The sequence below is a fragment of the Novosphingobium sp. KACC 22771 genome, assembly GCF_028736195.1.
Lineage (GTDB): Bacteria > Pseudomonadota > Alphaproteobacteria > Sphingomonadales > Sphingomonadaceae > Novosphingobium.
Map to the genome: position 1 here is coordinate 3,133,668 of NZ_CP117881.1, position 15,466 is coordinate 3,149,133.

Here is a 15,466-nt window from a genome sequence, read left to right on the forward strand (position 1 = left end):
GATCAAGCCTCCCCCGCCGCATCGACCAGCGCGCTGGCCAAAGCGTCCGCCGGGCTTTTGTCGCCCCACAGGATGAATTGAAACGCCGGATAGAACCGGTCGCATTCCTCGACCGCCACCTCGACCAGCATCTGCGCCTGAGACAGGCTGAGCAGTCCATCATCGCCCAGCAGCAGGCCGTGGCGATAAAGCAGCATCGTGTTGTTCGACCAGATATCGAAATGGCCCAGCCAGAGCTGTTCGTTGATCAGGCCCAGCACCTCGAACATCGCAGGACGCTTGTCATCGGGCACGCGGATGTCGGGCAGACAGAGCAATTGCAGAACATTGTCCTCGGCCCGCCACACCGCGCGCAACTGATAGGTGGCCCAACTGCCCTGAACCTCGCCGGTGAGTTCATCGTCGCCGACGAATTCATAGTTCCACCCGCGCGCCTCGAACAATTGCCCGAGCATCTCGACCGGCGCGCAATCCTCATGCCGCCCCAAATCGCCCTCGCCAGTCCTCATCATGCTCATTCCAGTCTCAAGAACCCGATGCGGCGCGCCCCAGATCCCAGCATCAGACAAGGAGCGCGGGAGGCCTAGTGATACGCAACTTGCATGGGACACTCTGCGCCCCAAGCACAAGCCGCGTTTCGATCAAGCCCTGCGCATAACTCCATAAGCCTGTTTACAGCTTGTGGAAAAGGGCTTTTGTCCGACCCGATTTGGAACAGGCGCCATCCCCATTACAGAGAATCCACCACCTGGCCGGCCGGGCTGATCCAGACAAAACTGCCTTCATGACCGGCTTTATGGGCCTTTTCATTAAACGCCTTGGCCGCCGCCTCGGTATCAAACGGCCCGACCAGAACGCGATTGGTGCGCCCCCAATCGGAAACCGATGGCTTTTGGCCTTTAAACAATTCGCCCTCGGTGCGCTGCATCTTGCGCCAGTCATAAAGGATGCGCTCATTGTCGCGCCCCGCCGCGATCTGAACCCAGATGCGGCTGGGATGCTGCGGCACCGCCACCTCTTTGACCTTTTCGGTCTCCCTGGCTTTTTCCACCTTCTCGGTCTTTTCGGCCAGCTTCTTGTCCCGCACCTTCTCCGCCGCCTTCTCCTTGGCGGTCAGCACCACCGGCGCGGGGGTCGGCGTGGCGGCGGGGGTCGGCGCCGGGGCGGGCGCGCTGTGCGCAGGCTGGATCTTGCGAATATCCACCGCGCCGCTGGCGGGTGTGGGCGCGGTCGACGCCTTGCCGAAATCCTCAAACAATTCGGCAAAGCTGGGCTTCTTGCCCGGCGCCTTGCCCGAGGGATTAGGCGCCTTGACCAAGGCGGACTTGACCGGCGCAGGTGCCGGACGACTGGTTGCCTGAATGGTGGGCGCCGAAGCCACAGGCTGCACGACCGGCTGTGAAACGGGTTGGGGCGCTCGCTCCATCACCGCCACCGCCGGGCGCGGCGCGGGGTCCAGATCGCCATCCACGGTTGCCACCTGCGGCGCACGGGCGGCGCTGCGCGAGAGATCGAAATTGGTCACTGCCGCCGGCGTGCTGGCCAAAGGCGCGGCGGCGCGGGTTTCCACCTCGCGCGCGACGGGGCGCACAACCGGACGCAGCGCGGGCGTGGCGGCGGCCAGTTCGACCGGCGCGGCGGGCGTGTCCACCCGCGAAGGCTTGGGTTCGGGCGGCGCAGGCTCGCCGCGCGGCGGCAATTCCTCATTGCCCCGGCGCGAGGCCGACTTGCCCCCCGCCTTGGGCGCGGCCTCGGCCTGCGCCAGACGCGTGCCCAAAGGCTCACCGGCCGGAACCAGCCCCTGATCCACCGCGGCCTGTCCGGCAAAGCTGGGGCGCTTGAGATGCTGGCTGGCGATGTAATCGGCGATGCGGGCATTTTCCTGCCCGATCTGCGAAGGTTGCGGGAAAAAGCCCAGATTGGCCGCCGCCGCCTGCTGCGCCGGGGTCAGCTTGCGCATATAGCGCAGATAGGGCGCCAAGGCGCTGGCCATATCGGGCGGCATGGTCGAATTGGTGATCGCCACCGCCTCTTCCTCGCGCCCCATGATCGCAAAGGCAAAGGCCCGAATGCGCCATGCGCCGCGATCCTGCTTTTGCAGCAAGGGCGCCAGCACGGTTTCGACCGCCCGCCGGTCGCCCATGATGGCAAGGCTCAGCGCCAGACGCCGCGCCGCCTCATCCCCCGCGCCTGCGGCCAACGCCTCGCGGTAATAGCGCTGCGCGGTCACATTGTCGGACACCAGATCATAGGCCAGCCCGCGATCGGCAATCTGCTCGCCGGTCAGCGTCCCGGCCTTGGCCGCATCCTCAAACAGGCCGATGGCGGTCACCGGATCCTGCATGCGCAACCGGGCCGAACCAAGGCTGGCCATCACGCGCGGCTGATAGGGTTGCAGCCGATCAGCGCGGCTGAGGAAACCAATGGCCGCCTGCGTATCACCCAGCGCCAGCGCCGATTCTCCCGCCTGGAGCAAAGCCTCGACATCGCGCGGATTACGGCCCAACCGGGCCAGCGCCGCCGACATCGCGCGGTTGGCGTCCATGCCCTCGCCCTGAACGACGGGGGTTCCGGTCGCGTCCTGCGCCCATGCACCCGGCACAGTCAGCACCGAGGCCCCGGCGAGCAGAACACACGCCAATCCCGCCCGCAGCTTTCGCGGTTCAGGCCAAACTGCGCTCATCTCGCCGCGCCCTATCAACCGGGCAGACAAGGCCCGCCCGGTCCCTTTCATCACTGGTTGTTCTGACGCCCAAGAAAGCGCGGAATGTTGATCGATCCGCCCTCATCGCCGCCATCCTCATTGTCATCGCGGCGGCGGGCCGACAGGTTTGCCATCCGCTCGAACAGCGTGCCCGCCGAACGCGGCGCCGGGGCCGGTGCGGGCGCCTCGGGCACGATCTGACGGCGGCGCGTGGCGGGGGCCTCGTCCTCATCGACCAGACGGCTTGCATCGAGCAGCAATTCGTCGCGTTTGGGTGCGGCCGGAGCCTGGGCCGGATCAACCATATTGCCCAGCGCGCCCAGATCGAGCGGCTCCTGCGCAGGCGCGGGAGCAAAGGACACCGGCTCCTGCACCAGCGGCGAGAAATTCGCCGGTTCGGCAGGCGCGGCCGCCGGGGCGGGCGCCATCGGGGTAAACACCGCAGGCTGTGCGGGCGGCGAATAGGCGGCAGGCTGCGCCGGGGCCTGCGCCACGGGGGCGGGCTGCACCTGAACCGGAACCGCCTGCGGGGCGAAACCGGGCCGGGCCGGGCCGCGCGCGGCCTGAAGGCTGAACGGGCGCGAGGCTTCCTCGGCCTGAGTCGCGGTCTGTTCGATGCCGGTGGCCACCACCGAGACGCGGATCTTGCCCTGAAGATCGGGGTTGAACGCGCTGCCCCAGATGATGTTGGCGTTGGGATCGACCAGTTCGCGAATGTGGTTCGCCGCTTCGTCCACTTCGAGCAGCTTCATATCGTCGCCGCCGATGATCGAGATGATCACGCCCTTCGCGCCCTGCATCGACACGCCGTCGAGCAGCGGGTTGGCGATCGCCTTCTCGGCGGCTTCCAACGCGCGGTTCGGGCCTTCGCCCTCGCCTGTGCCCATCATCGCCTTGCCCATTTCGGCCATCACCGAACGCACGTCGGCAAAGTCGAGGTTGATCAGGCCCGGCATCACCATCAGATCGGTGATCGAGCGCACGCCCTGCTGCAACACTTCATCGGCCAGCTGGAACGCTTCCTTGAAGGTCGTTTCCGCCTTGGCCACCAGGAACAGGTTCTGGTTGGGAATGACGATCAGCGTATCGACATGCTTTTGCAGCTCTTCGATACCGCTTTCGGCGCTGCGCATCCGGCGCGTGCCTTCAAACAGGAACGGCTTGGTCACCACGCCCACGGTCAGCACGCCCTTCTTGCGCGCCGCCTCGGCGATCACGGGGGCCGCGCCGGTGCCGGTGCCGCCGCCCATGCCCGCCGCGATGAACACCATATGCACGCCGTCCAGCAGACGGTCGATCTCGGCCAGCGTTTCCTCAGCCGCCGCGCGGCCCACTTCGGGGCGCGAACCGGCGCCAAGGCCCTGCGTGATGTCGGGGCCCAACTGGATGCGATGCTCGGCGATGGAATTGTTCAACGCCTGAGCGTCGGTGTTGGCCACCACAAAGTCCACACCCTCGATCTCGGCGCGGATCATGTTGGCGATGGCGTTGCCACCGGCGCCGCCGACCCCGATCACCGTGATCCGGGGACGCAGTTCCTCAACGGTGGCCGGGCCAATATTGATGCTCATTGCCTTCTCCTGCCGGGTGCGCAATCCAATTGAAAGGATCGGCACCGTATCCTCCGAAATTGCACATATCCAAGCCGCGAAGCAAAGCGTTTGCGCCATTTGTCCACAGAACTGCGACGTTTTGCGGCGTCATCCTATCAGAAATAGTCGCGCATCGCGTGGAAAAACCGGGTCAGCACGCCCATGCCCGCCCCGGCGCCCCGCCCGCCGCGTGAAGGGCCGATGGTGCGGATGTCCTGCGGGTCGGAAGCGGCATAGAGTGCAAGGCCCGCCAGCGTGGAAAAACCGGGCGTGGCATGGGCCTCGGGCAGGCCCTTGATCAGGCCGCTGGTGGGCCGCCCGATACGCACCGGCCGCCCCAGCGCGCCTTGCGCAAAATCGGCCAGCCCCGCCAGTTCGGCCCCGCCGCCGGTAAAGACCACCTGCGCGCCCTTTACTCCGGAAAAGCCCATCTGCTTCAAAACCTTGGAAATCTCATCCATCAATGTCGAAAGCTGGGCGGTGATGATGCTGATGAGTTCGGCGCGCGGGATGCGATTTTTCTCATCGGCATGGCGCGCCAGTTGGCCGGTGAATTCCTCGCCCGGACCATGGACGGGGATCATCTCGCGATGGTCGGCGGGGCTGGCGATGGCCGAACCGTTGACGCATTTCAAACGCTCGGCCTGAAACCGGCGGATGCCCAGCGCGCCCGCGATGGCATCGGTAATATCGCCCGAACCCATCGGAATCGTGCGCAATTCCAGCAGCATGCCCGCGATATGGACCGAAACCGTCGTCACCTCGCCGCCGAATTCGACCAAGGCCACGCCCAGTTCGCGCTCTTCCTGCGACAGACAGGCCAGCGCGGTCGCCATCGGGCTGGCCACCACCGCCTCGACATCGAGATGCGCGTTCTGCACCGATTCCGTCAGATTGCGCACCGGCGCGCCATCGGCCAGCATCACATGAATATCCACGCCCAGCCGCTCGGCATGCAGCCCCTTGGGGTTGGTCACGCCATGCGCGCCGTCCAGCGTGTAATGCGCCGGGCTGGCATGCAGCACCATCCGTCCCTCGGGCTGGATCACCTCGCGCGCGCCGATCAGCAAGGTCTGGATATCATCCGCCTCGATCCGCCGCCCGCCGATCTCGTTTTCGACATGGGCGATTCTGCTGGCCAGACCCGCGCCCGAACAGCCGACCCAGACGCCCGAAACGCTGGTATTGGCCATTTTCTCGGCCCGCTCGATGGCGTCGCGCACGGCATAGGTGGCCGCGGGCATATCGACGACATAGCCGCGTTTCACCCCCTGCGCCGCGCGATGCGCGCTGCCCAGCACCATCAGGTCGCCGTTTTCCGCCCGCCCCGCGATCAAGGCGGAAATGCGGAAGGAGCCGATATTGACCGCGCCAAACACGCGGGCGATGCGCGGGGCGGGCATCAGTGCCTCTCCCCGGTCTTGGCATGCGGCTTGGCGGTGGTTTTGGCTGCTGGCTTGGCGGGCGTTTTGGCCGTTTCCTTATGGGCCGTTTTCACCGGCTCCTTATGCGCCGCCGGTTTTGCCGCCGCTTTCAGCACCGCTTTGACCGGATCCTTGTGCGTGTCCTTGGCGGCCGGTTTGCCGGGTGCATGGGTCGCCGGTTTGGTCGCAGGCTTGCTGGACGCATGGGCCGCCGGTTTGGCGGCTTCCTTGTGAAGCAACGCCTTGGGCTCGGCCTTGGCCGCAGGCTTTGCGACGGGTTTGGCCGCCTCCTTGGGGGCTTCCCTGGGCGCTTCAGCCTTGGTCGCCACCGCCTTGCTGGCCGCCGCCTTGGTCGCCACCGCCGCCGCCAGCGCCCCTGCCGCCACCGGCGCGCCGCCCGTGGCCAGCGAGGCGCCCGGATTGGCCGGATCCACATCCCCGCGCAGCCGCATATACATCCGGTCGCCTGTGCGCATGTCAAAGGCCAGCACGCGGCCCCCGATCAACTGATTCGTGCCATCCATCCGCGCAAAGGCCTGCAGCGCCTTGGCCCCCGCGTCCACGCCCTCGGGCAAGGCCAGCGTCTGGCCGCTCTTGAAGGTCAGGTTCCAGCGGCGATGGCCGACCCATTCGGCCTCGGCCACCTGACCGCGCAGCGCGGGCGCGGCCTCCAGCAGGCTTTCGAGCGCCGCCATCTGCCCCTCGGCCCCTGCGCCCGCCAGCACCAGCAGGCCGCCGATGCGCGTCTGGCTGATGCCCTGCAATTCATGGCCGGTGGCATCGATCAGCACGAAACTGTCGCTGCCGTCCTCATTATGCTGCTTGAGCACCGCCTGCGCCTTGCGTTCGGTGATGTCGACGATCAGCGTGTCGGGCAATTGCCGCGAAATCCGCGCATCCTCGACCCAGCTCAGCGTCATCAGATCCTGGCGGATGGCCTCAAGGTCGATCCGCGTCATCGACTGGCGCCCCTGCTGGCCCAGCACGCGTTCGTAGACCTTCTGTTCGTTCAGCTTCTTGACGCCGTGGATTTCCACCCGGCGCACCGCAAACCCGGCCTGCGTGGCAAGGCTCGCCGCACGCTGTTCGGCCAGCGAAGGCACGCCCGCCAGCCCCGCCACCACCCAGAGCAGAACCCCCGCCGCAGCCAGAATCAGCACGAGGAAGATCTTGTGAAGCTGCGCCTCGGAAATGGGCAGCATCGCCATCACCTGATCCATCAGCGATCCGGTGCGCGCGCGGGCGGCCTCCACCTTGCGGGCGGATTGGGCCTTGGCGGCCACCTTGCGGGCGCTGGCGCCGCCCCGGCGGATGGTCTGGCTCATGGGTTAAAGCTTTCCGGCGTCCTTCAGGGCTTCTTCAATAATCGCTTCCACCAGGGTTTCGTAATCCATGCCCAGATAGCGCGCCTGTTCGGGCACGAGGGAGAGCGGCGTCATCCCCGGCTGGGTGTTGATTTCGAGCAGATAGAGACCGTCCAGCCCCTTCTCATCGTCCCAGCGGAAATCGCTGCGGCTGGTGCCCTTGCAGCCAAGGATCTGATGCGCGCGCAGCGCCAGTTCCTTGCACTTTTCCGCGATTTCATCAGGGATCTGCGCGGGGCAGACGTGCTCGGTCAAGCCATCGGTATATTTGGCGTCGAAATCATAAAAGCCGGTCTTGGGCTTCAATTCGGTCACGCACAGCGCGCGATTGCCCATCACCGCCGTCGTCAGCTCCAGCCCGCGAATGAAGGGCTCTGCCATCAACTCGTCGAAATGCTGCCACGGCCCTTCGACATCGCGCGCAATCGGATTGCCGTAATTGCCCTCGGTCGTGACGATGGCTACGCCCACGCTGCTGCCCTCGGCGGCGGGTTTCAGCACATAGGGGCGCGGCAGGGGATCGGCCTCATACAATTCGCTGGATTTCACAATCCGCCCGCCCGGCATCGGAATGCCATGCGGCACGAGGAACTGCTTGGTCAATTCCTTGTCAATCGCAATCGCCGAAGTGGTCAGCCCCGAATGGGTATAGGTCAGCCCCAGCAGGTCCATCATCCCCTGCACCGTGCCATCCTCGCCCGGCGTGCCGTGAAGCGCGTTGAACACCACATCGGGCGCGGCGGCGGACAGAACCTGCGCCACATCGCGGCCCATATCCACCCGCGTCACGCGATGCCCGCGCGCTTCCAACGCCTTGGCCACACCCTCGCCGCTCATCAGCGAGACGGGGCGTTCCGACGACCAGCCGCCCATCAGGACCGCGACATGAAGTTTGGGGATGCTCACTTCTTTTCCCGAATTAATTTTGGCCCGCCGCGCAGCATCCAGAATGCCAAAGCGACAAGCGCAAAGTTGACAAGAACATAAGCAAAGGCAGGCAGCCAATCTGAGCGCCCCACTGACTTTGCAACATTGAAATTCTCAAACCCCGCCCAAAGACTGCCCCACAGAACCAGTACCAGAAGACACAGCCCCATGAAGCGAATCCATAGGCGTATGATCACGGCTCGCCAATCCGCTTGATTTCCCATTCCAGGCTGACGCCCGACTGTTCCAAAACCCGGCGCCGCACTTCCTCACCCAGCGCTTCGATGTCCGCGCTGGTAGCCTCGCCGGTGTTGATCAGGAAATTGGTGTGCTTTTCCGACACCTGCGCCCCGCCCAGCGTCAGCCCTCGGCAACCGGCTTTATCGACCAGTTCCCATGCGCGCGCGCCATCGGGGTTCTTGAACGTGCTGCCCCCGGTCTTGCTGCGCAGGGGTTGGCTTGCCTCGCGCGATGCGCTGATGCGGTCCATTTCGGCCTGAATGGCCTGCGCCTCGCCCGGCACACCGCGAAACCGCGCCGCCACCACGATGCAGCCATCGACCAGATCGGAATGGCGATAGGTATAGCCAAGCTCGCTCACCGGCAGGGTCACGATCTCGCCGCTGCGGATCACCACGTCGCAATCGACGAGGATATCCTTGACCTCGCGCCCATAGGCACCGCCGTTCATGCGGACAAAGCCGCCCACGGTGCCGGGGATGCTGCGCAGAAACTCAAGCCCCGCAATCCCGCAATCGCGCGCGGTGCTGGACACAAGGATTCCGCTGGCCCCGCCGCCGCATTCCAGCGTCAGCGGCGCAACCTCTGCTACCCGCGCAAAGGCCTTGCCCAACCGAATCACCACGCCCGGCACCCCGCCATCGCGCACGATCAGGTTAGACCCCAAGCCCAGCGCCATCACTGGCACAGAGGGCGGCAATTGCGCCAGAAAGGCCCGCAGGTCGTCAGTATCCTTGGGCTCGAACAGCCATTGCGCACAGCCGCCGCTTTTGAACCACACCAAGGGGGCCAACGGCGCATTGGCCGTCAGCTTGCCGGAAACCTTGATCTGGCCGACCTCGGAAAACATCAGAGCGCCTTAACCTTGGCAATCGCATCGGCAAGGCCCGCCGCCCATTTGGTGATATCGCCCGCGCCAAGGCACACGACCATATCGCCCGGCTGCACCTGCGCGGCCAGCGCCAGCGCAAGGGGTTCGGCCCCGGCGATGAGATGCGCGCTGCGATGCCCGCGATCCTTGATCCCGGCCACCAGCGCGGCCGAATCAACGCCCTCGATCGGCGCCTCGCCCGCCGGATAGACCGGCGCGGCATAGACAATATCGGCATCGTTAAACGCGGCGGCAAAATCATCCATATGATCGCGCAGGCGCGTGAAGCGATGCGGCTGGACCACGGCGATCACCCGGTTCTGCACCCCTTCACGAGCCGCCGCCAGCACGGCGCGGATTTCGACCGGATGGTGGCCATAGTCGTCGATGATGGTCACGCCATCCACTTCACCCACCTTGGTAAAGCGCCGCTTGACCCCGCCGAATTTGGCGAAACCGGTGCGGATGATCTCCTCCGACACGCCCATTTCCACCGCCACCGCCACAGCGGCCAGCGCGTTCTGGACATTGTGGCGCCCCGGCATCGGCAATTCGATGCCCTCGATCCGGCGGAAGCTGCCGTCGCGCTGGCGCAGCACGGCGGTAAAGCGATTGCCGCCCGGATAGGGGGTCACGCTCTCGCCGCGCACATCGGCCTGGGCGGAAAAGCCATAGGTGATGACCCGGCGGTCGCGCACCTTGGGGATAATCGCCTGCACCACCGGATGGTCGATGCACAGCACCGCCGCGCCATAAAAAGGCACGTTTTCAATAAACTCGACAAAGCTCGACTTCACCCGGTCAAACGAACCGTAATGGTCGAGATGCTCCGGGTCGATGTTGGTGACGACCGCAATCGTGCCGTCCAGCCGCAGGAACGAACCGTCGCTCTCGTCAGCCTCCACCACCATCCAGTCGCTCGCGCCCAGACGCGCATTCGAACCATAGGAATTGATGATCCCGCCGTTGATGACCGTGGGGTCCACCCCGCCCGCATCGAGCAGCGCCGCCACCATCGAGGTGGTCGTCGTCTTGCCATGCGTGCCCGCAATCGCCACGGTGCTTTTCAAGCGCATCAGTTCGGCCAGCATTTCCGCGCGGCGCACCACCGGAATGCGCGCCTCAAGCGCGGCCACCACTTCGGGGTTTTCGCGCTTGACCGCCGTGGAGGTGACGACCACCGCCGCATCGCCGACGTTTTCCGCCGCGTGGCCGATCATCACCTTGATCCCGCGCCGCCGAAGCCCTTCGACCACATAGCTTTCGGCAATGTCCGAGCCTTGCACACTATAGCCCAGATTGGCCATCACCTCGGCAATGCCCGACATGCCGATGCCGCCGATGCCGACAAAGTGAATCGTACCAATATCTGTCGCGACGCCCTTCATTGCGACAGGCCCTTCCAACGCATGTTCAAAACCGACCGGTTCATTGTATTCGCCATTCCTGCGCCAACCCAAATGACGCGTGACAGGGCCTGCCGACAGGGACCCTTCACGCAATCTGCTCCTTGAAACCCGTTTCGGCCGCGTGCCCCACGCGGATCACATCCATCAAGGGGGCCTGCCCAAATCCTTCGACCAGATCGGCCAGATCGGTCGCGGCATGCGGCCGCCCGCAATTCCACGCCGCATGAGCGGCATTGGCCAGCGCCTCGGGGCTCTTGGCAATCGCCTGAATCTGCTTGGCCAATTCGACGGCGGTGAACTTGTCCTGCCGGATCGAACGCGCCCCGCCAGCGGCCACCATCTCGCGCGTGTTGGCGGCCTGATGGTCATCGGTGGCAATGGGCAGCGGGATGAGGATCGCCGGGCGCCCCACCGCCGTCAGCTCGGCAATCGTGCTGGCCCCGGCGCGCCCGATAAACAGATGCGCATCGGCCAGACGTTCGGCCATATTCTCGAAATAGGTGGCAAGGTCGGCGGGAATGTCATGGCCGCGATAGCGTTCGCGCACCGCGTCAATATCCTCCGGGCGGCATTGCTGGATCACCTGAAGCCGCGTACGCAGCGCCGTCGGCAGCATCGCCAAACCGTCAGGCACCACCTCGGAGAGCACCCGCGCCCCTTGCGACCCGCCCGTCACCAGCACGCGCAGCAAGCCGTCCTCGCCAAAGGCCGGGAAGGGTTGATCGCGCAGCTCCAGCACTTCCTCGCGCACCGGATTGCCCACCAGCGCCACCTTGTCGGCATATCTGGCGTCCAGCCGGTCCACTTCGGGGCAAGCCGTGGCAATCGCCTGAACCCGGCCCGCAAGGAAGCGGTTGACCCGCCCCAGCACCGCATTCTGTTCATGGATCACCGCCGGAATGCCCGCCGATGTGGCCGCCAGCAGCGCGGGCAGCGCCGGATAGCCGCCAAAGCCGATCACGCAGGCAGGCGCAAAGCTGTCGAACAGACGCAGCGCCATCGCTCGCCCGGCCCAGATCGCACGCAGGCCCCTGATCCATTGCAGCGGGTTCTTGCCCTGCAGCCGCCCGGCGGGCAGCACATGGGCGGTCAGATAATCGGGCTTGCCCGGAATGGCCGCCCCGCGCTCATCCGTAATCAGCGCCACATGATGGCCGCGCGCGTGCAATTCCGCCGCCAGCGCAAAGGCCGGGATCAGATGCCCCCCGGTCCCCCCGGCGGCCAGCACATAGTGACGCGAAACTCTCGGTTCGTTCTGATGGGTCATTTAAACAGGCTCAGGATCGCAGGATGCCCTTTAGGAGCAAAGGGATCGCGTTTCAGATAGGGGTTGCGCCGCGTGATGGCCAGCAGGAACCCGACATTGAGGCACAGCGCCAGCGTCGAGGAGCCGCCATAGGAGATCAGCGGCAGCGTCATCCCCTTGGACGGGAAAAGTTGCAGATTGACGAGGATGTTGATGAAAGCCTGCCCGCCCAATTGCGCGACCAGCCCGCTGGCCGCCAGCACGGTGAACAGGTCGTCTTCATCCCACAGCCGCAGCAAGACCCGCGCAACCACCGCGAAATAGAGCACCACCACCAAGGCGCACATCAGCAGGCCGAATTCCTCGCCGATCACCGAGAAAATATAGTCGGTGTGCGCCTCGGGCAGGCCCAGCTTCTTGGTGCCCAGCCACAGACCACTGCCCGTCCATCCGCCCGCGACCAGCGTGTGGCGCGCCAGATCCACCTGGTCAAAGGCCGTGCCGCCGCCAAGGAACGCGTCGATGCGGTGACGCCCGTTTTCATAAAAGGCATAGGTCGCGCCCATCAGCGCCACGCCCCCGCCAATGACGCCGATCACCCAGCGCACCGGCAGGCCCGCGATCAGCATCATCACAAACCACACCGCCGCAAACAGCACCGCCGAACCAAAGTCAGGCTGGAGCATCAACAGCGCGCCCACCAGACCCATGATCCCGGTGCAGATCAGCATCACCGGCATGCGCGGATCGCGCAGCCGCCACGAGATGACCCAGGCCAGCGTAATGGCAAAGGCGGGCTTCAAAAATTCCGAAGGCTGCAACGAAATGCCCAGATTGAGCCAGCGCTTGGCGCCATTGACGGTTGTGCCGACAATCGGCACCAGCATCAGCCCCACCATCATCGCCACGCCCAGCACGATGCCGCAGCGCCGCGCCATCTCGCGGTTCATCCGCGAGGCCGCCAGCATCGCCACCAGCCCCAGCAATTGCCAGCGGATATGCTGAACAAAGAAGTGCAGATCATCCAGCTTGACCTTGGCCGTCGAGAGACGCCGCGCGCTGGCCGGACTGGCCGCCGCCACCGCCAGCGTGCCCAGCGCCATCAGCGCCAGCACCAGCACCAGCAGCACCCGGTCGATCTCGCGCCACCACACGATCCAGTCGGTGCGCCGCGTCTTGCGCTGCTTGGCACCGCCGCGCGCGCCCGGAACATAGCGGGCCGGATCTTCATGGGGCAGGGTGGCCATCAACCGTCTCCACCTTCTGGGGCCGTCAAGACCTCGACAATCTGGCGAAACGCCTCACCGCGCGCTTCATAATCGCGAAACTGGTCAAAACTGGCGCAGGCGGGCGAGAGCAGGACGACATCGCCCGGCCCTGCCGCCTCACGCGCCAGACGGATCGCCTCGCACATCATTTCGGCGCGCGCGACCGGCATGTAGGGATCGAGAATTTCGGAAAACCGCTGGCCCGCATCGCCAATTGTATAGGCCGCGGCAATATTGCCGAACCATGGCGCGCATTCGTCCAGATCATCGCCCTTGGGCAATCCGCCGCAGATCCAGTGAATGCGCTTATGCCCGTCAACGGGGGGAAAAGCCGCCAGCGCGGGCGCGGTCGAGGCCGGGTTGGTGGCCTTGGAATCGTTGATGAACAGCACGCCGCCCGCCTGCCCCACCCGCTCCATGCGGTGCGGCAGGCCGACAAAGCTTTTCAGCCCCGCCTCAATCGTGGCATCATCCACCCCCAGTGCCCGCGCGGCGGCCACAGCGGCCTGCGCATTGGCGCGGTTATGCGGGCCCTGCAAGGACGGCCAGTCGGCCTGCGAACCGGGCAGGTCCACCCCGTCGATGAACTGGAACGGCTGGGCCTCGGGCGCGAAACGCAGGATGTCATCCTCCATCTCGGCGGCATAATCGATGATCGCCAGATGGCCCATCGCCTGCATCCCGAACAGACGCGCCTTGGAGGCGACATAGCCCGCATAGCCTTCGTAGCGATCCAGATGGTCAGGCGAGAGGTTGAGGCACATCGCCACCTCGCAATCGAGGCTCTGCGTCAGGTCGATCTGATAGGAGGACAGTTCGAGGACATAGACACCGCCAGACGGGAGCGCCTCCTGCCCCAAAATCGGCAGGCCGATATTGCCCCCCATCAGCACCGGCACACCCGCCACTTCAAACAGATGGCGCGTCAGGGCGGTGGTGGTCGATTTGCCATTGGTGCCGGTGATGCCCACCACCTTGTGCGCGGGCAGCCATGCGCGGCATTGCGCAAACAATTCGATGTCGCAGATGAGCGGCGCCCCGCCCGCGCGGGCCGCGTCCGCGATCGGATGGCGGTTGATCGGCACGCCGGGCGAAACCACAACCCCGTCATAGCCCTTGAGATCGGCCGCAACCGGATCGGCAAAACTCAACCGCCCTTCGGCAACCGCCGTCGCATGAGCAGCGGCGGCGGCCGCGCGCGGCTCCTCCTTGGCGTCCCACGCCATCACGGCCGCCCCGCCCGCCAACAGCGAGGCCAAAGCCGCCTGCCCGCTGCGCGCCAGGCCCAGCAAGGCATAGCGTTTGCCCGCAAAGGCCCCGGTCGAGGCGGGCGCGGTAATCATCGCACCTTCAGCGTCGAAAGGCCGATCAGCGCCAGCACGATCGACACGATCCAGAAGCGGATCACCACGGTGGGCTCGGCCCAGCCCTTCTGCTCAAAGTGGTGGTGGATCGGCGCCATGCGGAAAACCCTTTTGCCGGTGCGCTTGTACCAGAACACCTGCACGATCACCGACACCGCCTCCAGCACAAACAGGCCGCCCACGATGCCCAGCACGATCTCGTGATGGCTGGCCACGGCAATCGCGCCCAAGGCCCCGCCCAGCGCCAACGACCCGGTGTCGCCCATGAACACGGCGGCAGGCGGCGCATTGAACCACAGGAAAGCCAACCCGCCCCCCATGATCGCGGCGCAGAAAATCGCCAGATCGCCCGCGCGCGGCACATGGGGAATGCCCAGATATCCGGCATAGTCAACGCGCCCCACCAGATAGGCGATGATCGCAAACGTGCCCGCCGCGATGATCACCGGCATCGTTGCCAAACCGTCCAAACCGTCGGTCAGATTGACCGCATTGCCCGCGCCCACGATGACAAAGGCGGAAAACAGGAAATAGATCGGCCCCAGCGGCACATAGACCTTGCTGAAAAAGGGCAGATAGAGATCGGTCTTGCCGATATGGGCGACCATGATCCAGCTGGCCACGCCCGCGACAAGGAATTCCCCGATCAGGCGCGCCTTGCTCGAAACACCCGCGGTCGAACGCTTCTTGACCTTGTCATAGTCGTCAAGAAACCCGATCAGGCCAAAGCCCGCCGTCACCGCGATGCACGCCCAGACCAGCGGATTGGACAGGTCCATCCACAGGAACACCGAACCCATCAGCGCGATCAGGATCATCAACCCGCCCATCGTGGGCGTGCCGCGCTTGGCCAGATGGGTCTTGGGCCCGTCCTCGCGGATCGGCTGGCCCTTGCCCTGCTTCATGCGCAGCATGTCGATAAAGCGCGGCCCGATCACCAGCCCGATCAGCAGCGCCGTTGCCAGAGCCGCGCCCGCGCGAAAGGTCTGATAGCGGATCAGGTTGGCCAGACCCGGAAAATGAAACCATTGGGCAAGCAGATAGAGCATGGCGACCC

At 65.3% G+C, this 15,466-nt stretch carries 13 protein-coding genes; all 13 read right to left on the bottom strand.

The features are described from left to right. Nucleotides 1–2 precede the first annotated feature (2 nt). Nucleotides 3–509: a YbjN domain-containing protein gene (locus PQ467_RS14400; RefSeq protein ID WP_443193013.1), complete on the bottom strand. Its 507-nt coding sequence runs from the start codon at nt 507–509 to the stop codon at nt 3–5. A 221-nt stretch (nt 510–730) separates the two neighbouring features. Continuing rightward, nucleotides 731–2,683, bottom strand: coding sequence for an SPOR domain-containing protein (locus PQ467_RS14405; RefSeq protein WP_274174063.1), 1,953 nt, complete (start codon nt 2,681–2,683; stop codon nt 731–733). Nucleotides 2,684–2,733: 50 nt separating this feature from the next. Then, a complete protein-coding gene (gene ftsZ / locus PQ467_RS14410; protein WP_274174064.1) occupies nt 2,734–4,275 on the bottom strand; it encodes a cell division protein FtsZ in 1,542 nt (513 codons plus the stop codon). 137 nt (nt 4,276–4,412) lie between these two features. Next, nucleotides 4,413–5,699: a cell division protein FtsA gene (gene ftsA, locus PQ467_RS14415; RefSeq protein WP_274174065.1), complete on the bottom strand. Its 1,287-nt coding sequence runs from the start codon at nt 5,697–5,699 to the stop codon at nt 4,413–4,415. Then, nucleotides 5,699–7,045, bottom strand: a complete 1,347-nt coding sequence (locus PQ467_RS14420; protein ID WP_274174066.1) for a cell division protein FtsQ/DivIB — start codon at nt 7,043–7,045, stop codon at nt 5,699–5,701. Before PQ467_RS14420 ends, ftsA begins: the two co-directional genes overlap by 1 nt. Before the next feature lie 3 nt (nt 7,046–7,048). Then, complete coding sequence (locus tag PQ467_RS14425) at nt 7,049–7,990, bottom strand: D-alanine--D-alanine ligase (protein ID WP_274174067.1); 942 nt, start codon at nt 7,988–7,990, stop codon at nt 7,049–7,051. Beyond that, on the bottom strand, nt 7,987–8,181 hold the full coding sequence (locus PQ467_RS14430; RefSeq protein ID WP_274174068.1) for a hypothetical protein: 195 nt from the start codon (nt 8,179–8,181) through the stop codon (nt 7,987–7,989). The genes PQ467_RS14425 and PQ467_RS14430 overlap by 4 nt, the downstream gene beginning before the upstream one ends. A gap of 23 nt (nt 8,182–8,204) precedes the next feature. Continuing rightward, a complete protein-coding gene (gene murB, locus PQ467_RS14435) occupies nt 8,205–9,101 on the bottom strand; it encodes a UDP-N-acetylmuramate dehydrogenase (RefSeq protein ID WP_274174069.1) in 897 nt (298 codons plus the stop codon). Then, nucleotides 9,101–10,510, bottom strand: a complete 1,410-nt coding sequence (gene murC / locus PQ467_RS14440; RefSeq protein ID WP_274174070.1) for a UDP-N-acetylmuramate--L-alanine ligase — start codon at nt 10,508–10,510, stop codon at nt 9,101–9,103. Before murC ends, murB begins: the two co-directional genes overlap by 1 nt. A gap of 106 nt (nt 10,511–10,616) precedes the next feature. Continuing rightward, nucleotides 10,617–11,798: an undecaprenyldiphospho-muramoylpentapeptide beta-N-acetylglucosaminyltransferase gene (gene murG, locus PQ467_RS14445; RefSeq protein ID WP_274174071.1), complete on the bottom strand. Its 1,182-nt coding sequence runs from the start codon at nt 11,796–11,798 to the stop codon at nt 10,617–10,619. Continuing rightward, on the bottom strand, nt 11,795–13,024 hold the full coding sequence (locus tag PQ467_RS14450) for an FtsW/RodA/SpoVE family cell cycle protein (RefSeq protein WP_274174072.1): 1,230 nt from the start codon (nt 13,022–13,024) through the stop codon (nt 11,795–11,797). The genes murG and PQ467_RS14450 overlap by 4 nt, the downstream gene beginning before the upstream one ends. Then, on the bottom strand, nt 13,024–14,388 hold the full coding sequence (gene murD, locus PQ467_RS14455; protein ID WP_274174073.1) for a UDP-N-acetylmuramoyl-L-alanine--D-glutamate ligase: 1,365 nt from the start codon (nt 14,386–14,388) through the stop codon (nt 13,024–13,026). Before murD ends, PQ467_RS14450 begins: the two co-directional genes overlap by 1 nt. After that, entirely contained in the window at nt 14,385–15,458 is a 1,074-nt protein-coding gene (mraY, locus tag PQ467_RS14460; protein WP_274174074.1) for a phospho-N-acetylmuramoyl-pentapeptide-transferase, read from the bottom strand. The genes murD and mraY overlap by 4 nt, the downstream gene beginning before the upstream one ends. Nucleotides 15,459–15,466 lie beyond the last annotated feature (8 nt).

Excerpts from the sequence above, each read along its gene's own strand:
- PQ467_RS14420 (WP_274174066.1), bottom strand. The coding sequence starts at position 7,045 with ATGAGCCAGACCATCCGCCGGGGCGGCGCCAGCGCCCGCAAGGTGGCC.
- PQ467_RS14400 (WP_443193013.1), bottom strand. The coding sequence starts at position 509 with ATGAGGACTGGCGAGGGCGATTTGGGGCGGCATGAGGATTGCGCGCCG.
- murD (WP_274174073.1), bottom strand. The coding sequence starts at position 14,388 with ATGATTACCGCGCCCGCCTCGACCGGGGCCTTTGCGGGCAAACGCTAT.
- PQ467_RS14430 (WP_274174068.1), bottom strand. The coding sequence starts at position 8,181 with ATGGGGCTGTGTCTTCTGGTACTGGTTCTGTGGGGCAGTCTTTGGGCG.
- murB (WP_274174069.1), bottom strand. The coding sequence starts at position 9,101 with ATGTTTTCCGAGGTCGGCCAGATCAAGGTTTCCGGCAAGCTGACGGCC.
- PQ467_RS14450 (WP_274174072.1), bottom strand. The coding sequence starts at position 13,024 with ATGGCCACCCTGCCCCATGAAGATCCGGCCCGCTATGTTCCGGGCGCG.
- mraY (WP_274174074.1), bottom strand. The coding sequence starts at position 15,458 with ATGCTCTATCTGCTTGCCCAATGGTTTCATTTTCCGGGTCTGGCCAAC.
- murG (WP_274174071.1), bottom strand. The coding sequence starts at position 11,798 with ATGACCCATCAGAACGAACCGAGAGTTTCGCGTCACTATGTGCTGGCC.
- PQ467_RS14405 (WP_274174063.1), bottom strand. The coding sequence starts at position 2,683 with ATGAGCGCAGTTTGGCCTGAACCGCGAAAGCTGCGGGCGGGATTGGCG.
- murC (WP_274174070.1), bottom strand. The coding sequence starts at position 10,510 with ATGAAGGGCGTCGCGACAGATATTGGTACGATTCACTTTGTCGGCATC.
- ftsZ (WP_274174064.1), bottom strand. The coding sequence starts at position 4,275 with ATGAGCATCAATATTGGCCCGGCCACCGTTGAGGAACTGCGTCCCCGG.
- ftsA (WP_274174065.1), bottom strand. The coding sequence starts at position 5,699 with ATGCCCGCCCCGCGCATCGCCCGCGTGTTTGGCGCGGTCAATATCGGC.